This is a genomic window from Streptomyces sp. NPDC050418, from assembly GCF_044458745.1.
Classification (GTDB): Bacteria; Actinomycetota; Actinomycetes; order Streptomycetales; family Streptomycetaceae; genus Streptomyces.
Window position 1 is genome coordinate 97,063 of sequence record NZ_JBITIG010000013.1, and the last position, 20,982, is coordinate 118,044.

Genomic DNA, 20,982 nt, shown 5'->3' on the forward strand with positions numbered 1-20,982 from the left:
AAGGACCTTTGGCTTGGAGACCCCCCGTCTGCCATAGTCGAAGACACGCGAGGCCCTTTGACCCGAGCCATCGCCTATTCGACCGCGGATCACACCCCCCGAAGATCCGCGGTACGCGCAGAAGCCCCCTTTGGTGCCGACACCCCCGGCGCGATGGGGGCTTCTGCATGTCCGCGGTCGGGCCAGGGTCAGCGGCCGGTCGCGATCTCGTACGCGGACGTCGTCCCGCTGCCCTCGTTCGCGACGAGCAGCAGCGGCTCGCGGGTCGGCGAGGCGGACGCCGGGACGAAGCCGACACCCTCCGGCGAGGCGTCCCCGGGCGTGCGGGTCCAGCCCTTGAAGCGCGGCGCGTACGGATCCGTGATGTCGAAGGTCATCACACCGCCGGTGCGCTCCAGGAGCACGAAGGCGTACATGCGGCCGTCGATCTCGCCGACCGTCAGACCCTCCGGCTCGGGGCCCTTGTTGTCACTGCGCTTGTCGAAGTCGCCCTCGCCCTCGGCGTTGAAGTTCGCCGGGTCGATCCGCGCGATCAGCTTCTCCAGGAGGTCACCGCTGTCCCAGACGAGGCGGCCGTGGGCGTCACGGACCGAGAAGGAGCGGCCGCCGGCCGAGTAGAGCGGGCCGCCGGGCTTGGCGGGCGCGGAGTCGAGGACGTCGAGGCGGCCCATCTCCTTGTCGTCGAGCAGCGCCTTGTCGAAGCCCTTCGGCAGCAGTGCCGGGTCGAGGTCGGCCAGCCGTGTGAGGTCTGCGTAGTCCCCGTACTCGCGGGCGTCGCCCTCGTTCGCGACGACGTAGTACGTACGGCCGTGGCGCTCGAACGCGGCGGCCGCGTCCGGCATGTAGACGCCGAGCAGCGGGCGGTTCGCGATGTTGATCGCGCCGTCCTTGTCGCTGGTGTCGAGACCGTTGCCGGGCGCGGAGTGGTTCTTGTAGCCGAGGCCCGCGAGGTCGGTGACCCGGCCGGAGCGCAGGTCCACGGTGGCGACCGCGTTGTTCTCCTGCAGGGTCACGTACGCCTTGCGGGAGCGGCTGTCGACGGTGATGTACTCGGGCTCCAGGTCCTGGGCGACGCTCGCGCCCGGGCCGCTGATCCGCACGCTCGGGTCGAGGCGGCGGTGGTTGTACGCGCGGAAGTCCGCGGTCTTCGTGGCGGCGCGCTGCCAGCCGCGCCGCAGGTCGACGAGCGTGACGCTGCCCTCGGGGTCGGTGTCACCCTCGGCGTAGCCACTGGGCTCGCCTTCGTCGGCGACGAGCACGGTCTCGCCGTCCTTGCTGAAGGTGACCATGTCGGGGCCGTGGCCCGCGGGCAGGGCGCGCAGCACCGTCCCGTCGGGGCGCAGCAGGACGACGCTGCCGCGCCGCGCGGCATCGGCGGTCTCGACGGCGGCGGCGATCAGGCCGTCGTGCGCGGCGACGCTGGTGACGGCGCCGTCGCCGTACGCGGACAGGTCCACCGTCGTCACCCGGCGCGGGGCGGCCGGGTCGCTCAGGTCGACGACGTCGAGCGTGAGGGTGTCGGCGCCGGTGACGAACGCGCGCCGGGACTTCTTGTCGTAAGCGACGATCTCGGCGGCCGGCGAGGTGAACGTCGAGAGGTGCTCGAGCTCAACTCCCCCGCGCCCCACGGGAGTCCGGGACCCCTCCGCGGGAGCGGAAGCGGGCGCGGACGCGGACGCGGTCAGGGCGGGCGCCGCGACGGCGGTGAGGGAGGAGACGAGAAGGGCGGCCAGGGAGACGCGGGCCGCGCGCCGGGTGATTCGCATGGTGCGCATCGTGCAGGCGGCGCCTGAACGGGCGGGGATGCGGTGGCTGAACTGCGGGGGAACGGGGGGTGTTGGAGAGGGGGTGGCCCAGGAGAGCAGTGCTCGGCGGTCCGCGGCCGGCGATCAGCGGTCCGCGATCCTCATCTCGAACCAGGTGGTCTTGCCGCGCGGCAGCAGATCGACGCCCCAGCGGTCGGAGAGCTTGTCCACGAGGAACAGGCCGCGGCCGCTCGTGTCCATCTCCTGCACCGGCATCAGACAGGGCAGCCCGCGCGAGGGGTCACGGACCTCGATCCGGATCCAGCCGCGCCGGCGCAGCATGCGTAAGCCGAACACCCGCGCCCCGGTGTGCCGTACGGCGTTACCGACGAGCTCGGAGACGAGCAGGACGACCGCCTCGGTGACCTGTGGGGAGAGCCCCCAGTGGCGCAGGACGACGATCTGGGCGAGCCGGCGGGCGGTGCCCGCGGACTCGGGGCGGGAAGGGAGGGGAACCTCGTCTTCCGTCGGGTTGCCGAACAACTCCAGGGCTTTCAGGGCCCGTTCGTCCTCGACGGCAGGAGTCCACCGCGACACGGTCGCGCTGCCGTGTAGCCGTGTGTGTTCGCTGCTCTCCAGCCCCGCCATGCCCCCATCATGGCGTCAGGCGGCGGCTGTTGGAGCCCTTACGCGAGAAGTCACATCGCGGAACCGAGCGTTCCGCGGTGCGCATCAGGCATATGCCGTAGGCACTTAAGGCACCGGCACACCCCCGCGGAGCTGCGATGACACCCCGCCGTCGAGTGATCACCCAGAGTTCTGGCCAAGGCATTCTTAAGGTTGCCTTAAGGCCCAGATAAGCCTCCGCAGAGGGGGAAGCCAGTCAACTCACCGTCTAATGAGCCCACTTGGCCTCCACCGCGGAGGTGTGGCGAGGTGTCTTACTGCACCACCACGTTGTCACCCGATGAAGTCGAAGCGCCCGTCACGGAGTTGCCGTAGTAGACCCAGCGCCAGGTGCCGGTCTGCGTGGCGGTGACGGTGGTCTTCAGCGCGCCCGAGCTGTTCGCGTAGACCTTCTTCACGGTGGTGTACGTGGACGAGCCCGCGGGCTTGAACTGGAGGGTGACCTTGCGGCCGCCGTACGAGGCGTACTTGTCGGTGTCCAGGTTCGCCCGCTGGACCAGTCCGGTCACGGTGATGGTTCTGCCCTTGGCCACGGGTTCGGGCGAGGCGTTGACCGTCAGGCGCGAGGCACGGACGACCTGGACCGTGAAGCCCTCGTCGTCGGTGTCGTGGGCGTCGCCTTCGAGGTAGACGCGGGCGGCGACCTTCCACGTCCCCGTGTCCTCGTTGCCGATGTCGCTATAGGTCGGATCGATGTACAGCGTCTGCGTGAAGTCGCAGACGTCGGTACTGACCACGCGGCAGTCGCTGCCCTCGATCGCGGTCCACAGCTCGTCGCCCGAGTCGAGGCCCCCGCGATACGGGACCACATAGGGAGCAGAGTCATACTTGCGGGTCGTCGTCATCCGGACCGAACCGGGCACGGCGACCTCTTTCGACACCCCGATCACAATGGGCTTGCCGTTACCCAGCTTGACCTGGGTGAACGACACCCCGTTCTCCGCAGCCCCCGCCGGCGCCGCCGCCACCGCCGTGAACACCGCGGCCGCGCCACCGGCCACCGCGGCTCTCCAGACCTTCTTCCCCACCTGAACCCCGATCTCGTACGAAGGCGAAAACGCCGACAGGCGCCGGGGAGTGCTCCCCGGCGCCTGTCAGACAGTCGAGCCCCACAAGGGGTTGTGGCCCCCGCGATCACGGTTCGAGAACGGACTCCGGCCGTCAGGCGAACTTCGCCTTGCCCGGCCCCTCCTCCACGAAGCTGCGCATCCCGGTCTCGCGGTCCTCGGTGGCGAACAGGGCGGAGAACCAGGTGCGTTCGATCGCGAGGCCCGTGTCGATGTCGGCCTCAAGGCCCTGGTCGATGGACTCCTTCGCGGCGCGCAGCGCGATGGCCGGGCCCTGGGCGAGCTTCGCGGCCCAGGCGTGCGCCTGCTCGTAGACCTCGGCGGCCGGGACCACGCGGTCGACGAGACCGAGCCGCAGCGCCTCGTCGGACTTGACCATCCGGCCGGTGAAGATCAGGTCCTTGGCGCGGGACGGACCCACGAGCCGCGACAGCCGCTGGGTGCCGCCGGCGCCGGGGATCAGGCCGAGCAGGATCTCGGGCTGGCCGAGCTTGGCGTTGTCCGCGGCGATCCGGTAGTCGGCGCAGAGCGCCAGCTCGCAGCCGCCGCCGAGCGCGTAACCGGTGATCGCGGCGACGACGGGCTTGGGGATCCGGGCCACCGCGGTGAACGCGTCCTGCAGATCGCGGGCGCGCAAAACCATCGCGGTGTGGTCCATCGCCTGCATCTCCTTGATGTCCGCGCCGGCCGCGAACACCTTCTCGCCGCCGTGGATCACGACGGCCCGTACGTCGTCCCGGGCCGTCGCCTCGACGGCGAGCTCCTTGAGCCGGTCCTGGGTGGCGACGTCGAGGGCGTTCATCGGCGGGCGGTCGAGACGGATGGTGCCGACGCCTGCGGAGACTTCGAGAGAGACGGTCATACGGGTGAGGTTAGCGGGCGTTCACGCACGGGGGCCCGGTGCCGTTGGTCACAGCACCGGGCCCACCGTCACACCAGTCGGGGAAGGGCTACTTCTCCCACTTGTCCCAGTCCAGGTTCCACGCGTTCAGGCCGTTGTACCACTGGATCGTCTTGTCCTTGCTGTTCTTGACGATCACGACGTCGCCGATCATCGACTTGCCGTAGAACCAGGCCGACGGGGTCTTGCCGTCGTAGCCGCCGCGGACGTCGCGCAGACCGACGCAGCCGTGGCTGACGTTGGCCGAACCGAAGGTCGACGAGGACGCCCAGTAGTTGCCGTGTATGAACGTGCCCGAGGTCGACAGGCGCATCGCGTGCGGGACGTCCTTGATGTCGTACTCGCCCTCGCCGTCGGCGTCCGTGAAGCCGACCGTGGCGCCGTTCATCCGGGTCACCTTGAGCTTCTCGGTGATCACCATCTGACCGTTGTACGTGGGCGTGGCCGGGGCGCCCGAGGTGATCGGGATGGTCTTGATGACCTTGCCGTCGCGCTCGACCGTCATCTTCTTGGACTTGGCGTCGACCGTGGAGACCTGACTGCGGCCGATGGTGAAGGTGATCGACTTGTTCTGCGAGCCGTAGACGTCCGGCCGGCCCTCGACGCCGTCGAGGTTGAGCGTGACGGTGACCTTGGTGCCGGGCTCCCAGTAGTCCTCGGGGCGGAAGTCGAGCCGGTCGTTGCCGTACCACTTGTGCCGGACCTCGACGGCCGGCTCGGCCTTGACCTCGATGGCGTCGGCGACCGCGTCGGGGTTCGTGATGCCGCGCGTGAAGTTCAGCGAGACCGGCATGCCGACGCCGACCTTGTCACCGTCCTCGGGCGTGAAGTGGCCGACGAAGGTGTTCTTCGGGGTGAGCGTGGTGAAGGTGGTGTCCTTCGCGGACGCGCGGCCCTCGGAGTCCTTCGCGGTGGCGTGCACCTTGTACTTGGTGGCCGCCGCGAGGTGGTGCTCGGGCTTCCAGCTGGCGCCGTCCTTGGCGATGTCGCCCGGTATTTCCTTGCCCTTGGTGTCCTTGACGGTCACGTCGGTGAGCTTGCCCTTGTCGGCGGTGATGTTCAGGGCGCCGCTCGTGGCGACGTCCTTCGCACCGTCCTTCGGGGCGATGTCGACGACGGCGACGGAGGGCGTGTTGGGCTTCGCCTTGCCCGCGCCTTCCTTGTCGTCCTTCTTGCCGCCCCCGCCGTCGCCGCCGCCTCCGCAGGCGGTCACGGCGAGCAGCAGCGAACCGGTGATCAGCGCCAGCGAGCCCCTGATGCGGCGCTTTCGTGCATCAACCGATGCCCCCGATATCGGTCGCCCGTTCACTTATCGTTCTCCCCTCGCACGGCCTGGTCCAGGCCCGCACCCCTGGCTGCGCCTCTTGGTCGCGCGCCTATGCGCAAGGGTTATCACACGGGCCCCAGAGCTGACTCCCCGGGGATGTCACCGTTCAGTCCCAACTGATCGAGGGCGCTGGGAGGTTTGGAACGGCCGGGGGTGCGCACGGTGCGCACGCACCCCCGGGCCCGCGGCTACCGCGGTACGCGTCCCTGGCCCTTGGTGCGGTGGGTCAGGGCCGAACCCGCCTTCCATTTCGGCCAGGAGAGGTTCCAGCCGCCGAGGCCGTTGTCCGGTGCGACCGTCTTGTCCTTGGAGTTCGTGACCTCGACGACGTCGCCGACGAGGGAGCGGTCGAAGAACCAGCCCGCCGGGGTCTCCGCGCTGCCGCCCTTGACGTCCCGCAGCCCGACGCAGCCGTGGCTGACGTTGTCCTGCCCGAAGGTGGACGAGGCCGCCCAGTAGTTGCCGTGCAGGAAGGTGCCGGAGGTGGTGAGGCGGATGGCGTGCGGGACGTCCTTGATGTCGTACTCGCCCTTGCCGTCGGAGTCCGTGAAGCCGACGGTCGCCCCGTTCATCCGGGTCACCTCCAGCATCTCGGTGATCACCATTTTCCCGTTGTACGTGGTGGTCTTGGGCGCCCCGGCCGTGATCGGCACCTTGGAGAGCAGCTCCCCGTCGCGGTGGACCTCCATCGTGTGCTCCTTGGCGTCGACCAGGGAGGTCTGGTGGCGGCCGACCGTGAACGCGAAGGTCTTGTGCTGCAGTCCGTAGACGCCGGGCGCGGCCTCGACGTCGCGCAGGTGGAGGTCGACGGTGACCTTCGTGCCGGGCTTCCAGTACGTGCGGGGGCGGAAGTCGAGGCGGTCGGTGCCGAACCAGTGGCCGGCGATCTCGACGGGCGGCTGGGCGGTCACCTTGACCGCGCGCTCGACCGCGGCGCGGTTCTCGACCTCGCGGTTGAAGTCGAGCGAGACGATCATGCCGGTGCCGACGGTGGAACGGTTCTCCGGTTTCACGTACGCGACGAAGCGCTCGTCGGGCACGTAGGTGGTGAACGAGGTGTGGCGGGCCGAGGGGCGGCCGTGGCCGTCCAGGGCCACCGCGTCCACCTCGTACTTCGCGGCGAGCGCGAGCCGCGGGTCGTCCGGGGTCCAGCGCAGTCCGTCCGGCGAGATCCGGCCGGGCACCGGGAACTCCTGCGCGTCCTGGAACCTGACCACCTTGACGGTCTCCAGGCGCCCGCTGGGCACCTTGACCTCGATGCCCTGTTCGGGCCGCACTCCGCGCTCGCCGTGCGCGGGGCTGACGCGGATCGGCTCGGTCTCGCCCTTGCCGAGCATCTCGTCGAGCCGGAAGCCGTCCGCCGAGCAGCCGGCCAGCAGTCCGATGGCCGTCACCGCGGCGGTCAGCGCGGCCGCCATACGTCGCCGGAGCTGACCGGCACCCCTGTCGTTTTGTCTCACGTTGTCCCCAACGACGTGCCCCCTCCTGGGGAAACGTGAGGGCGGGGCCGGTTGGGGGCACAACTGGGGGAGACGACGCGGACTGCGGGAGGCTGACAGGTGTCGAGGGCACCCGGGCACGAGGCGCAGCAAGGGGCACGGCAAGGTGCGCGGCCACAGGCGGCGGAGCGGCCGACCGCGGCGGAGCGGCTGCTGGGAGCGGCGGCCGTGAGGGAGGAGGGACAGGGACGGGAGAGCGCGCTGCCGACGCGAGCGGTGTGGCCGGGGGCGCCGACGCCGCTCGGGGCGCGGTACCGGGTCGGGCCCGACGGGGTCGCGGGCACCAACTTCGCACTGTGGGCGGGGGGTGCGGAGGCCGTGGAGCTGTGTCTGTTCGACGCGCAGGGGCGTGAGACGCGGTGTCCGCTGACCGAGCTGACGCATGAGATCTGGCACGGGTTCGTACCGGGGGTCGAGCCGGGGCAGCGGTACGGGTACCGGGTGCACGGACGGTGGGATCCGTGGACGGGGGCGCGGTGGAATCCGGCGAAGCTGCTGCTCGATCCGTATGCCCGTGCGGTGGACGGCGACTACGGGACGTTCGGGCGGGCACCCGAGGTGTACGCGCACCGGCGTGACTGGCCCGAGCAGCACGTCGCTGACACGGTGCGCGACGACCGCGACTCGGCGCCGTTCGTGCCGAAGGGCATCGTCGTGCACGACGACGGGCCCGACGAGTGGTCCGAGGACCGTCGGCCGAAGACGCCCTGGGCGGACTCGGTGATCTACGAACTGCACGTCAAGGGCTTCACGCAGTTGCACCCCGGGATCCCCGAGGAACTGCGCGGGACGTACGCGGGGCTCGCGCATCCGGCGGCGGTCGGCCATCTCGTACGGCTCGGGGTGACGGCGGTCGAGCTGCTTCCGGTGCACCAGTTCGCGCACGAGGACCATCTGCTGCGGCGGGAGCTGCGCAACTACTGGGGTTACAACTCGATCGGGTACTTCGCCCCGCACGCGGGCTATGCGGCCGGGGCCACGACCGGGGCGCAGGTCGGTGAGTTCAAGGAGATGGTGCGGGCGCTGCACGACGCCGGGATCGAGGTCATCCTCGACGTGGTCTACAACCACACGGCGGAAGCGGGCGAGTTGGGACCCACGCTGTCGCTGCGCGGGATCGACAACCGCGGCTACTACCGGCTGCAGGGTGACGCGCGGCGATACGCGGACTACACCGGGTGCGGGAACACGCTGCACGTCGTCCAGCCGCATGTGCTGCGCCTGATCACCGACTCGCTCCGCTACTGGGTGACGGAGATGGGGGTGGACGGCTTCCGTTTCGATCTGGCGGCCGCGCTCGCCCGGTCGTTCCACGACGTCGACATGCTCTCGCCGTTCCTCGCGGTGATCGCGCAGGATCCGGTGCTGCGGCGCGTGAAGCTGATCGCCGAACCGTGGGACGTGGGGTCAGGGGGCTATCAGGTGGGGTCGTTCCCGCCGCTGTGGACCGAGTGGAACGACCGGTACCGGGGTGCCGTACGGGACTTCTGGCGCGGGGCGCTGCCCGATGTCCGCGATCTCGGCTACCGGCTCTCGGGTTCCAGTGATCTGTACGCGTGGGGCGGGCGCAGGCCTTACGCGTCGGTCAACTTCATCACCGCGCACGACGGGTTCACGCTGCGCGATCTCGTGTCGTACGAGCGCAAGCACAACGAGGCCAACGGCGAGGGCAACCGGGACGGGACCGACGACAACCGGGCGTGGAACTGCGGGGCCGAGGGCGAGAGCGAGGACCCGCGGATCCAGGCGCTGCGCCGCCGCCAGTTGCGCAACCTCCTGACGACGCTGCTGCTGTCGACGGGGGTGCCGATGCTGGTCGCCGGCGATGAGCTGGGGCGCACGCAGGGCGGCAACAACAACGCGTACTGCCAGGACAACGCGACGAGCTGGGTGGACTGGTCGCTGCTCGAACAGCAGGGCTGGCAGGCCCTGTTCGAGCTGACGTCGCGTCTGATCCGGCTGCGGCACGAGCATCCGGTGCTGCGCCGGCGCTCGTTCTTCTCGGGCCGGGCGCACTCCGCGGACGGGCTGCGGGACCTGGCCTGGTTCACGGCGCACGGCGCGGAGATGACGGAACGGGACTGGTACGCGCCGGCCGCGACGCTCGGGATGTACCTGTCCGGGCGGGACATCCCAGGCCGCGACGTACGCGGGGCGCCGGTCACCGACGACAGCTTCCTGGTGGTCCTGCACGCGGGCGACCGCCCGGTGAGCTTCACCCTGCCGGGCCCGCCGTGGGCCACGGCGTACGAACTGGTCCTGGACACCGGCCTGGAGGACCAGACGGAGGCACCGGGGTCGGTGCACGCGGCGGGGGCTGTGGTGACGGTGGCGGGGCGGTGTGTGCTGCTGTTCCGGGTGGCGGGCTAGGGAGTGCGGGCCGGTCAGCCCAGGATCCCGCGGTCGTACGCCGCCGCCACCGCCGCGGCACGGTCGTTGACGCCCAACTTGGCGTACAGGTGCGTCAGATGGGTCTTCACCGTCGCCTCGCTGATGAACAGCTCGCGGGCGATCTCGCGGTTGGAGGTGCCGCGGGCGACCAGGACCAGTACCTCGCGCTCGCGGGTGCTGAGCGGGGTCGCGCCCGGTTCCGGGGCGGGGGTGCGGACGCGGGAGACCAGGCGGGAGGCGACCGCCGGGGAGAGGACCGTGCGGCCTTCGGCGGCCGCGCGGACCGCCGTGAACAGCTCGTCGCGCGGGGCGTCCTTGAGCAGATAGCCCGTCGCGCCCGCCTCGATCGCCGGCAGCGTGTCGGAGTCGGTGTCATATGTGGTGAGGACCAGGACCTTGGCGCGGGCGCCGCTGCGGGCGAGCTCGGCGATGGCGGCCACTCCCCCGCCGCCGGGCATCCGCAGGTCCATCAGGACGACGTCCGGGTCGAGTCGAGCGGTGAGCTCGACGCCCTCCTCACCGGTCGCGGCCTCCCCCAGCACCTCGAAGCCGGGCGCCGCGCGGAACATGCCGCGCAGGCCGTCCCGTACAACGGGGTGGTCGTCCACGATGAGCAGGGTGATCGGCGCGTCAGTCGTCATGGCGGTACAACGGTACGCGACGGTCCGCGCGTTCCTGAGCGCCGGTTTCCCTGAGCACGAGCGGGACGCGCGCCGAGACCGCCGTGCCGAAGCCCGGCTCGGACTCGATCTCGACGGTTCCCGCCACGCGTTCGGCCCGCGCCCGCATCCCGTCCACGCCGAAGCCGCCCGAGCCGGAGCGCCGCGGCAGCGCGAGCGGGTCGAAGCCCGTGCCGTCGTCGCGGACGTCCAGGGCGACCTCGTCGTCCATGTACGAGAGCGTGACGCCGAGGCGGGTCGCGGCGGCGTGCCGCGCCGTGTTGGACAGCGCCTCCTGGGCGATCCGCACGAGGGTGCCCTCGATCTCGTCGTGCAGCGGCTCCGCGGTGCCGGTGACCGTGAACTCGGCCCGTACGCCCGTGCGCACCGACCATTCCGCGACCGTCTGCTTGAGCGCCTCGGCGAGGCCCTGGTCCGCCAGGGCCGCCGGACCGAGGTTGTGCACCGAACGGCGGGCCTCGCCCAGGCTCGACCGGGCCAAGTCGGCGGCACGGCCGAGGTGTTCGCGCGCGAGCTCACGGTCCTCGGCGTTCGCGACGACCTGGAGCTGGGCGATGATCCCGGTCAGGCCCTGCGCAATGGTGTCGTGGATCTCGGCGGCGAGCCGGCGGCGCTCGTCGGCGACGCCCGCCTCGCGTGCCTGGAGCAGGAGCTGGGCGTGCAGCGCGGCGTTCTCGTCGAGGGCCTGCTGCAGCTTTGTGTTGGTGCGCTCCAGTTCGGCGATGGTGGAGCGCTGTACGTCGGTGCGCTGCTGCTCGTACGTGTTGAGCTTGCTGAACACCCAGAAGAGCGCCACGTGAATGCCCAGGATGGCGGCGAACAGGCCCCAGCGGGCGGGCGTCGGCGGCGGGAAACCGCCCGACTGGGAGCCGGCGATGGTGACCGCGCTGGCGAACAGGCCGACGGTGACCCACCGGCCGGACAGCAGCCGCTCCGCACCGAAGTAGCCGAGCGCCGCGTAGAAGGCGGCGAACGGATTGAGCCAGGACAGCGCGAAGGCCAGCGCCCAGCGGATCGTGTAGTACGCGGCGCCGGCCGGACCGGGCTCCGAGCGGCCGCGGCCCACCCTGCCCCACCACAGTTCGACCAGCAGGGCCGCGGTGAGCAGACCGGCTGCCGCCCAGCGTTCACCGGCGCCCGGCGTGAGCTGCCCCGCGCTGGCGAACAGGAGCAGGGCCGAGACCCCGAGCAGAGCGAACGGACCCCAGCGCAGGAAGGTCTCCCAGCGCTCCTCCACGCGACGGTGGGCGGTGGCGGCGTCCAGTGACGTCGCGGCGGTCGGCTCGGGCATGGCCCCAGTCTCGTACACCACGACGGTCATTCCCAGCGGAACCAGCGCGCCGCCGCCGTGGTGAGTGCGACCGCCCACAGGGCGAGGACGCCCAGGTGGGACCAGCTCGGCCAGTCGCCGGCCGCGGCTTCGGCGAGGGCCTGTGAGGCGGCTCCGAACGGGAGCAGCTCCATGATCCGCGCGAGCACGTCGGGCATCGTCTGCACCGGCATCCACAGGCCCGCGCTGAACATCATCGGGAAGAACGCCGCCGCGCCCACCGCGTTCGCGGCCTTCGACGTACGGGAGACGGCCGAGAGCAGGGCGCCGAGCGAGAGGGCCGCGGCGACGGAGAGGGTGAGCGCCACCACGTATCCGAGGAACTGCCCGGGCAGGGCGACGTCGAAGACGAGCCGGCCGACGACGACGGTCAGGACCGCGGAGGCCAGGGCGGCGGCCCCGTGCAGCGCCATCTGCGCGGTGAGCACCGAACGGGGGCGTACGGGGGTGGTGGACATCCGGCGCAGGATGCCGCGTTCGCGGTAGCCGGTGACGACCGGGGGCATGGCCTGCAGACAGGCCATGAGGAGGGCGGTGAGGATCGCGATCGGGACGTAGACGTCGACGAGACGCAGACCCGGGACCGCCTCGCCGACCACGCGGAACGTGGGGATCGAGCCGAGGAGGACGAACAGGGCGGTCGGGAAGACCATGATCCAGAAGAGGGAGCCGGGTTCGCGGCGGAAGAGCGTGAACTCCGCCTTGAGGACGGCACTCGTGGCCGGGGACAGCGTGAAGGCGCTCATGCCGAGGCTCCCTTGAGGTCGGTGGGGTCTGCTGCCTGGCCTGTGGGGTCCGCCGTGGGAGCGGCGCGGTCCGCCGTGGCGCCGGTCTGCTCCGTCAGGTCGAGGAAGGCGTCGTCCAACGTGGCGTCGGTGACCCGGAGTTGGTGGGCCGTGATCCGGTGGCGGGCCAGGAGCGTGATGACGGCGTTGACGGTCGCGTCGGTGCCGGTCACCGTGATCCGGCCGTCGCGGGCGTCGGTGTCGGTGGCGGCCGCGTCCGGCAGGGCGGCCAGTTCGGCGGGGTCCAGGGTGCGTGACGGGGTGAAGGAGATGACCGTCGAGCCGGCGGAACGGCGGATCAGGCCCGCGGGGCTGTCGAGCGCGGCGAGGCGGCCCTTGTCGATGACGGCGATCCGGTCGCAGAGGCGCTGGGCCTCCTCCATGAAGTGCGTGACGAGAAGGACCGTGACGCCCGAGGCGCGGATCTCCTCGATCAGCTGCCACGTGTCGCGGCGGGCCCGCGGGTCGAGTCCGGTGGTCAGTTCGTCGAGGACGACGACGCGGGGGCTGCCGATCAGGGCGAGCGCGATGGACAGCCGCTGCTTCTGGCCGCCGCTGAGCTTGGCGAAGCGGGTGGTGAGCTTGTCGGTGAGGCCGAGCCGCTCGGCGAGGGCGCGCCAGTCGGCGGGCGTCTCGTAGAAGGCGCTGTACAGCTCCAGTGCCTCGCGCACGGTGAGCTTGGGCTGCAGCTCGCTCTCCTGGAGCTGGGCGCCGAGGACGCGGGTCACCTCGTCGTGGTCGGCGACCGGGTCGAGGCCCGCGACGCGGATCCGGCCGGAGTCGGGCACGCGCAGGCCGCCGACGCATTCGACGGTGGTGGTCTTGCCGGCGCCGTTGGGGCCGAGGATGCCGAAGATCTCGCCCTCCTCGACGGAGAACGAGACCCCGTCGACGGCGGGCCGGCCGGCGTAGGCCTTGCGCAGGTCTGCGACTTCGATGATGGGCATGGCTCCACGGTCCCCGGACGGGCCCCGGTCCGGTATCGGCCATCGCGCTCGGGAGCGCATCAGCCGATCGGTTGATGGGGGTCCTCCGGGTGGCGGGCCGGGGGTCGTACGGACCCGTTCCACCCGGGATCGCGAGTGTCCCGTTCTGCCCCGGTTCAGGGGTGTCCGGTTCTCGGTCGTAGGACCAAAAACCGATAGGGGATTGTCAGTGGCAATGCCTAATCTCGCTCCTGATGCCCACGACAACCGCCGCCGCAGAAGCCGCCTCCGCCGCCCCGCCCGCACGATCCGCCGTCCGCTCCCTGCTGAGACTGTGGCCGTATGTGAAGCCCGTGCGGCTGCGCATGTCGCTCGCGGCGGTCATCGCGATCATCGCGTCCTGTGTCGGCCTGGTGATCCCGCTCGTCCTCAAGTGGATGGTGGACGGCCCGGTCGCCGACCGCGACCCCGGCGGAGTGTGGCTCGGCGCGCTGTATCTGCTGCTGCTCGGTCTCGTCGAGGCCGGGCTCTTCGGGCTGCGGCGCTGGCTGGTGGCGCGTCCGCTCGCGGGCGTCGAGGCGTCGATGAGGGCGGATCTGTTCCGGCATCTGCAGCGGCTGCCGGTCGCGTTCCACGACCGGTGGGCCTCGGGTCAGCTGCTCTCGCGCGGGACCACGGATCTGATGCTGCTGCGGATGTTCCTGCAGTTCCCGCTGACGTTCCTGCTGGTCAACGGCGTGACGATCCTCGTCGGCGTGGGCATCCTGCTCGCTCAGGAGTGGACACTCGGCCTGGTGCTGCTCGCGCCCGTGGTGCCGATGGTGCTGGTCTGCGCGGCCTTCGAGCGGCGGTACGCGGCGGTGGCGCGCAAGGCGCAGGACCAGGTCGGCGATCTGACCACCGTGGTCGAGGAGAGCGTCCTCGGCATCCGGATCATCAAGGGCTTCGGCCGCCATCGCGCCCAGGCGCGCGCCTTCGCGTCGATGGCGCAGGACCTGCGCGGCACCGAACTGCACAAGGCGCGGCTGCTCGCGGCGATCTGGGCGGTGATCGTGCTGCTGCCCGAGCTCACGATCGGTGCGGCGCTCGTGCTCGGCACCGTGCAGGTGGCCGACGGCGGGCTGTCGGCGGGCACGCTGGTGCTCTTCCTCTCCACGGCGCTCGCGCTGCGCTGGCCGGTGGAGTCGATCGGCTTCCTGCTCGCGATGAGCCAGGAGGCGGCGACGGCCACCGAGCGGTTCTTCGAAGTGCTCGACGCGGAGCCGGAGTCGGGGTCGGGGTCCGGGTCGGGTTCGATTTCGGCTTCGAGGTCGGGGTCGGGGTCGGATGCAGAGTCCGGTCCGGACGCGGCCGGAGCCGCTTCCGTCCTACGGGACGAGGGCCCGGACCGCGCCGGATACGGACTCCGCTTCGAGGGCGTCGAGTTCAGGTATCCCGACGCCTCCCCGGACACACCACCGTCCCTCGACCGGATCGATCTGCACATCCGGCCCGGCGAGACCATGGCGCTGGTGGGCGCGACCGGCAGCGGCAAGACCACGCTGACCGCGCTCGTCCCACGGCTGCACGAACTGACCGGCGGCCGCATCACGCTGGACGGCGAGGACATCACGGCGATGCCGCGCGAGCGGCTGCGCGAACTGGTCGCGGTGGCCTTCGAGGAGCCGACTCTGTTCTCGGCGAGCGTCGGCGAGAACGTCCTGATGGGCGCCGAGGACGCGGGGCCGGACGAGCTGCGGCGCGCGCTCGCCGTCGCCCAGGCCGACTTCGTCCACGCGCTGCCGCAGGGCGTGGACACCCAGGTCGGCGAGCAGGGCCTGAGCCTCTCCGGCGGTCAGCGCCAACGGCTCGCGCTGGCCCGTGCGGTGGTGGGCCGCCCGCGCTTCCTCGTCCTCGACGACCCGCTCTCCGCGCTCGACGTGCACACCGAGGCGCTGGTCGAGGCCGCACTGCGCGAGGTGCTCGCCGAGACGACCGCGCTGGTCGTCGCGCACCGCCCGTCGACGGTCCTGCTCGCGGACCGCGTGGCGCTGCTCTCCGGCGGCCGGATCACCGCGGTGGGCACGCACCAGGAGCTGCTGCGGGAGAGCGCGGAGTACGCGTGGCTGATGTCGGGGGCCGATGAGGCGGGGAGCGGGACGGACGGCCGGGCGTTCGCCACGGCCCCGGACCACGGCTCGTACGCGAGCGGCCTCGACGATCTGACGTACGCGAAGGAGGAGCGGTGACCACCACGGTCGACAAGCCGGCCGAGGCCACCGACCAGCAGGCCGGTGACCCCTTCGACCAGGACGCCCTGCCCGCGCCGAAGGGCGCGACCGGGGCGCTGCTGCGCTCGCTGCTCGCGCCCCTGAAGGCGCGGGTGGCCGTGACGGCCGTCCTGCTGCTGCTCCAGCAGGCCGCGGTGCAGGTGGGCCCGCTGCTCGTGGCGTTCGCCATCGACCGTGGCGTACCGGCGCTGCGCAAGGACGACACCGGGCCGCTGATCGCCATCGCGGCGGCGTATGCGCTGTGTTCGCTCGGCTCGGCGGTGCTGCAGTACGCGTTCATCCGCTCCTCGGCCCGGGTCAACCAGGACGTGCTGCTCGATCTGCGCGGCCGGATCTTCCGGCACGCGCAGGCGCTCTCGGTCGACTTCCACGAGCGCTACACCTCGGGCCGGCTCATCTCCCGCTCCACCACCGACGTGGAGTCCCTGCGCGAGCTGCTCAGCGAGGGCCTGCAGGAACTGATCACGGTGATCCTCTCGTTCGTGTACATCGCGGCGATGCTGCTCTGGCTCGACGTGGGGCTCGGCGGGGTGGCGGTGGCCTCGTTCGTGCCGCTGTACCTGCTCGTGCGGCTCTACCAGAAGCGCGCGGGGCGGATCTTCCGGCGGCGGTCGACCACGATCGCGGCGGTGATCGTCAAGTTCGCGGAGACGATGAACGGGATCCGTCCCGTCCGGGCGTTCCGCCGCGAACGGGCCAACGAAATGGACTTCGCGGTGCTCAACCACCGCCACGAGCGCACCAACGGCGACGCGATGCTGGAGATGGCGCGCTATGTGGTCGGTTCGCGGACGGTGGCCAACACGGCGGTCGCGGGCATCGTCCTGTGGGGCGCGTACCGCGTCGCGGACGGCGGTCTCGCGCTCGGTGTGCTCGCCGCGTGCGTGCTGTATCTGCGGCGGCTGTACGACCCGATCGACCGGCTCGGGATGTTCCTCAACTCGTACCAGTCGGCGGCCGCCTCCCTGGAGAAGATCGCCGGTCTGCTCGCGCAGACCCCGTCCGTCCCCGCGCCCGCCGAGCCGCGTCCGCTGCCGGAGCTCGCGTCCGCGCACCCGGGCCGCACGGTCACGTTCGACGCGGTGAGCTTCCGCTACCGCACCGGCGGCGAGGTCCTGCCGCGCTTCGATCTGACCCTGCCCGCCGGGCAGACGGTCGCCGTCGTCGGCTCCACCGGCGCGGGCAAGTCCACGCTCGCCAAGCTCCTGGCCCGCTTCTACGACCCTTCGGACGGCCGGGTCCTGCTCGACGGCGTGGACCTGCGCGATCTGTCGGTCCCCGAGCTGCGCCGCGGGGTCGTCATGGTCACCCAGGAGGCCTTCCTGTTCTCGGGCACGATCGCCGAGAACATCACGATCGGCCGCCCGGAGGCCACCCGCGAGGAGATCGAGCAGGCGGCGAAGGCGATCGGCGCGCATGAGTTCATCACCGCGCTCCCCGACGGCTACGACACCGACGTGCGCAAGCGGGGCGGCCGTATCTCCGCGGGGCAGCGGCAACTCGTCGCGTTCGCCCGGGCGTTGCTCGCGGACCCCGCGGTCCTGATCCTCGACGAGGCGACAAGTTCGCTCGACGTGCCCGGGGAGCGTGCGGTCCAGGACGCGATGCAGACGGTCCTGCACGGGCGTACGGCGGTGGTGATCGCCCACCGGCTGTCGACCGTGGCCATCGCGGACCGTGTCCTCGTGATGGAATCCGGCCGCGTGGTCGAGGACGGGCCACCGTCCGAACTCATCGCGGGAACGGGCCGGTTCGCCGATCTGCACCGTGCGTGGCGGGACAGTCTCGTCGGCTGAGCCAGGTCAACAGCTCTTAAAACAGCGGCGGTACGCAGGGACGTACCGCCGCTGCCTGCTGTCCGCGGCGCACCGCCCGTACGCCCTCCGTATTCCGAACAGCCTCCTCCGCACAACGGACTGTTTCCGGCCAACCTCTTGATGCGCTCCTGACAGGAAGTCAGCGCTCCTGTCACTCTTCACCTCGGCCGGACCGTGGTGCCCCACTCGACACCCGGGTACCGGCCATGCACCCCCCACGCACCTCGCTCTGCCTGTTCTGCCTGTTCTGACCGGTCGGCCACCCGCCGACCGGTGGTCCGGCCGTGACCCACGGCCCGCAGAAGGAGTCAGTGTTGAGACCCACCTCCCACACGCGTACCCCCCGCCGTCGTGCGACCGCCGTCGGCGCCCTCCTCTCCGCAGCCGCCCTGCTGACCGTCGGCATCCAGGCCGGCGGCGCCAGCGCGGACGCACCGGCCGCCCCCGTCGCGGGGAAGGCCGATCCCGGCGCCCTGCCCGCCAAGTTGTCGCCCGCCGAGCGCGCCGAGCTGCTGCGCGAGGCGAACTCCACCAAGGCCGAGACCGCGAAGGACCTCGGGCTCGGGGCCAAGGAGAAGCTCGTCGTCCGTGATGTCGTGCAGGACCGCGACGGCACCACGCACACCCGCTACGAGCGCACCTACGACGGACTGCCCGTCCTCGGCGGCGACTTGGTGGTCGCCGCGACCTCGGGCGACACCGAATCCGTCACCAAGGCGTCGAACGCGAAGCTCACCGGTGTGGACACCACGGCCGAGGTGAAGGCCTCCGCGGCCGAGGAGCAGGCGGTGGACGCCGCCCGGGCCGAGGGCTCGAAGAAGACCGCCGCCGAGAAGGCGCCGCGCAAGGTCGTCTGGATGGCGAAGGGTTCGCCCACCCTCGCGTACGAGACCGTGGTCGGCGGCCTGCAGCACGACGGGACCCCCAACGAGCTGCACGTCGTCACGGACGCCGCGACCGGCGAGAAGCTCTACGAGTGGCAGGCCGTGCAGAACGAGGGCACGGGCAACACGATGTACGGCGGCCAGGTCGGCCTGGGCACCACGCAGTCGGGCAGCTCGTACAACCTGACCGACGGCGCACGCGGCAACCACAAGACGTACAACCTCAACCGCGGCACGTCCGGCACCGGCACGCTCTTCTCCGGACCGGACGACGTCTGGGGCGACGGCACCCCGCAGAACGCGGAGACCGCGGGCGCGGACGCGCACTACGGGGCCGCACTGACCTGGGACTACTACAAGAACGTGCACGGCCGCAGCGGCATACGCGGCGACGGTGTGGGCGCGTACTCGCGGGTCCACTACGGCAACGCGTACGTCAACGCGTTCTGGCAGGACAGCTGCTTCTGCATGACGTACGGCGACGGGTCCGGCAACACCAAGCCGCTGACCTCGATCGACGTGGCCGCGCACGAGATGACGCACGGCGTCACCTCCAACACCGCGGGGCTGATCTACAGCGGCGAGTCCGGCGGGCTCAACGAGGCGACCAGCGACATCATGGCGGCCGCCGTGGAGTTCAACGCCAACAACGCTGCCGACAAGGGCGATTACCTCGTCGGCGAGAAGATCGACATCCGGGGCAACGGCACGCCGCTGCGCTACATGGACAAGCCCAGCAAGGACGGTGCGTCCAAGGACGCCTGGTACTCGGGCATCGGCTCGATCGACGTGCACTACTCCTCGGGCCCGGCCAACCACTTCTTCTACCTGCTGTCCGAGGGCAGCGGCCCGAAGACCGTCAACGGCGTGAACTACGACTCGCCGACCTCCGACGGCCTGCCGGTCACCGGCATCGGCCGCGAGAAGGCCGCGCTGATCTGGTACAAGGCGCTCACCACCAAGTTCGGCTCCACCACCAACTACGCGGGGGCCCGCACCGGGACGCTCGCGGTCGCGGGTGAGCTGTACGGGGCCTCCAGCGCCGAGTACAAGGCGGTGCAGGACGCGTGGGCCGGGGTCAACGTGGGCGAGCGGTCCGGCGGGGGCGGGGGCGGCACCTCGTACGAGAACACGACGCCCGTCTCCATCCCGGACAACGGCGCGGCCGTGACCTCCTCGATCGCGGTCGACAAGACCGGCAACGCACCGGCCACGCTGCAGGTCGCCGTGGACATCACGCACACGTGGCGCGGTGACCTCGTGGTGGACCTGGTGGCGCCGGACGGCACGGTCTACAACCTGAAGCCGTTCAGCTCGGGCGACTCGGCGGACAACGTCAAGGCGACCTACAGCGTGAACGCCTCGTCCGAAGTCGCCGCCGGTACCTGGAAGTTGCGGGTGCAGGACAAGGCGACGTACGACACGGGCCGGATCAACAGCTGGAAGCTGACGTTCTAGGTGCTCGCGTGCGGGCCCCGGGTCTCCCTGCGCGGAGCCCGGGGCTCCTGCGTCTTGTGGCCTGGGTGGCCGGGGCGGCCTGGGCTGCCTGGGCTGCCTGGGCTGCCTGGGCTGCCTGGACGCGCCAACTGTCGTACGCCTCACAGCAGTCCGCCGAGGCGAGCGGATCACGCATCGTGCACCATGCACGCATGACGTTCACCGAGAGCCTCACCATCGCCCCGCACGTGACCGGCTACCCGGGTGTCGCCTTCGGCGGCTATGTCGCGGGGCTGCTGGCCGCCCGCTCGGACGCCGCGGAGGTCCGGGTGGACTTCCGGGCGGCGGTGCCGGTGGGGACCGGCCTCCTTGTCGCGGGCGGGGCGTCCGAGGGGACGGGCGCGCAGCCGCCGGTGGACGGTGCCGTGGTGATCCGTGACGCGGCCGGCACCGACCTGGCGGTGGCGACTCCCGCGCCTCTCACACTCGACGCGCCCGAGCCCCCGACGTGGGCCCAGGCGGAGAAGGGCGCCGCGGCCCAGGTCCGCTCACTGCGCCGCAACCCGCCGCCGGTCATGGACTGTTACGGCTGCGGCCCCGACGTCTCCCCCGGCCAGGGCCTGAAGCTGCTGCCGGGCCGCGTCGAGGACCGCCCCGACCTGCTCGCCGGCGCCTGGATCCCCGAGAAGGAGCTGGCGGGCCCGGACGGCGTGCTGCCGCCCGAGATCGTGTGGGCGGCGCTGGACTGCCCCGGCGGCTGGACGGCCATCCGCCTCGGCCGCATGCCGCTCGGCGGGGTGACGGCCCGGCTCACGGGCACCCAACTCGCCCCCGTACGCGCCGGGGAGCCGCACATCTCGTACGCCTGGATGCTGGGCGCCGAGGGCCGCAAGACGACGGTGGGCGTGGCGGTGGCCACGGCGGAGGGCGAACTGTGCGCGCTCGCGGAGGCGTTGTGGATCACGCCGCGAGGAGTGGAGCGGCGGGTGGGCGAGTAGGGGCGCCGGCGCCGCGAGCCGAGCGGGCCGGTGGAGCACGGGAGACGGCTCCACAGCGGCTGGGTGGGCCACGGGAGACCGTTCCGCGAGCGGCTGGGTGGGCCACGGGAGACCGTTCCGCGAGCGGCCGGGTCGGCCACGGGAGACCATTCCGCGAGCGGCCGGGTCGGCCACAGGAGACCATTCCGCGAGCGGCCGGGTCGGCCACAGGAGACCATTCCGCGAGCGGCCGGGTCGG

At 71.4% G+C, this 20,982-nt stretch carries 15 protein-coding genes; 5 read left to right on the forward strand and 10 right to left on the reverse strand.

Features of this window, described 5'->3' with window-relative positions; translation table 11 throughout:
• Positions 1 to 188 precede the first annotated feature (188 nt).
• The 6 genes from ACIBI4_RS28725 to ACIBI4_RS28750 all read right to left on the reverse strand — a co-directional run bounded on the left by ACIBI4_RS28725 (position 189) and on the right by ACIBI4_RS28750 (position 7,145).
• On the reverse strand, positions 189 to 1,766 hold the full coding sequence (locus ACIBI4_RS28725) for a choice-of-anchor I family protein (protein WP_399207015.1): 1,578 nt from the start codon (positions 1,764 to 1,766) through the stop codon (positions 189 to 191).
• A 123-nt stretch (positions 1,767 to 1,889) separates the two neighbouring features.
• Positions 1,890 to 2,393, reverse strand: coding sequence for an ATP-binding protein (locus ACIBI4_RS28730; protein WP_399207016.1), 504 nt, complete (start codon positions 2,391 to 2,393; stop codon positions 1,890 to 1,892).
• Between the two features lie 293 nt (positions 2,394 to 2,686).
• Positions 2,687 to 3,460, reverse strand: coding sequence for a hypothetical protein (locus ACIBI4_RS28735; protein ID WP_399207017.1), 774 nt, complete (start codon positions 3,458 to 3,460; stop codon positions 2,687 to 2,689).
• Between the two features lie 133 nt (positions 3,461 to 3,593).
• Complete coding sequence (locus ACIBI4_RS28740; protein ID WP_399207018.1) at positions 3,594 to 4,361, reverse strand: enoyl-CoA hydratase/isomerase family protein; 768 nt, start codon at positions 4,359 to 4,361, stop codon at positions 3,594 to 3,596.
• Positions 4,362 to 4,449: 88 nt separating this feature from the next.
• Entirely contained in the window at positions 4,450 to 5,709 is a 1,260-nt protein-coding gene (locus ACIBI4_RS28745) for an Ig-like domain-containing protein (RefSeq protein ID WP_399207019.1), read from the reverse strand.
• 206 nt (positions 5,710 to 5,915) lie between these two features.
• A complete protein-coding gene (locus ACIBI4_RS28750) occupies positions 5,916 to 7,145 on the reverse strand; it encodes an Ig-like domain-containing protein (protein ID WP_399207146.1) in 1,230 nt (409 codons plus the stop codon).
• Positions 7,146 to 7,394: 249 nt separating this feature from the next.
• Between ACIBI4_RS28750 and glgX the strand changes: the two genes are divergently transcribed.
• Complete coding sequence (glgX, locus tag ACIBI4_RS28755) at positions 7,395 to 9,596, forward strand: glycogen debranching protein GlgX (RefSeq protein ID WP_399207020.1); 2,202 nt, start codon at positions 7,395 to 7,397, stop codon at positions 9,594 to 9,596.
• Positions 9,597 to 9,610: 14 nt separating this feature from the next.
• Here glgX and ACIBI4_RS28760 read toward each other — a convergent pair whose 3' ends face one another.
• Genes ACIBI4_RS28760 through ACIBI4_RS28775 form a run of 4 tightly spaced genes read right to left on the reverse strand, consistent with a single transcriptional unit; the run spans position 9,611 to position 13,359 of the window.
• Entirely contained in the window at positions 9,611 to 10,258 is a 648-nt protein-coding gene (locus ACIBI4_RS28760) for a response regulator (protein ID WP_399207021.1), read from the reverse strand.
• On the reverse strand, positions 10,248 to 11,588 hold the full coding sequence (locus ACIBI4_RS28765; RefSeq protein ID WP_399207022.1) for a sensor histidine kinase: 1,341 nt from the start codon (positions 11,586 to 11,588) through the stop codon (positions 10,248 to 10,250). Before ACIBI4_RS28765 ends, ACIBI4_RS28760 begins: the two co-directional genes overlap by 11 nt.
• Before the next feature lie 26 nt (positions 11,589 to 11,614).
• A complete protein-coding gene (locus ACIBI4_RS28770) occupies positions 11,615 to 12,373 on the reverse strand; it encodes an ABC transporter permease (protein ID WP_399207023.1) in 759 nt (252 codons plus the stop codon).
• Positions 12,370 to 13,359 carry an ABC transporter ATP-binding protein gene (locus ACIBI4_RS28775; protein WP_399207024.1) on the reverse strand — a complete coding sequence of 330 codons (990 nt, stop codon included), beginning with the start codon at positions 13,357 to 13,359 and terminating at the stop codon, positions 12,370 to 12,372. Before ACIBI4_RS28775 ends, ACIBI4_RS28770 begins: the two co-directional genes overlap by 4 nt.
• 233 nt (positions 13,360 to 13,592) lie before the next feature.
• Here ACIBI4_RS28775 and ACIBI4_RS28780 point away from each other — a divergent pair, with 233 nt between their 5' ends.
• The 4 genes from ACIBI4_RS28780 to ACIBI4_RS28795 all read left to right on the forward strand — a co-directional run bounded on the left by ACIBI4_RS28780 (position 13,593) and on the right by ACIBI4_RS28795 (position 20,744).
• Entirely contained in the window at positions 13,593 to 15,566 is a 1,974-nt protein-coding gene (locus ACIBI4_RS28780) for an ABC transporter ATP-binding protein (RefSeq protein WP_399207025.1), read from the forward strand.
• Entirely contained in the window at positions 15,563 to 17,404 is a 1,842-nt protein-coding gene (locus ACIBI4_RS28785) for an ABC transporter ATP-binding protein (RefSeq protein WP_399207026.1), read from the forward strand. Before ACIBI4_RS28780 ends, ACIBI4_RS28785 begins: the two co-directional genes overlap by 4 nt.
• 332 nt (positions 17,405 to 17,736) lie before the next feature.
• Positions 17,737 to 19,767, forward strand: coding sequence for a M4 family metallopeptidase (locus tag ACIBI4_RS28790; RefSeq protein ID WP_399207027.1), 2,031 nt, complete (start codon positions 17,737 to 17,739; stop codon positions 19,765 to 19,767).
• Positions 19,768 to 19,958: 191 nt separating this feature from the next.
• Positions 19,959 to 20,744, forward strand: a complete 786-nt coding sequence (locus ACIBI4_RS28795) for a hypothetical protein (RefSeq protein ID WP_399207028.1) — start codon at positions 19,959 to 19,961, stop codon at positions 20,742 to 20,744.
• The last annotated feature ends 238 nt before the right edge of the window (positions 20,745 to 20,982 follow it).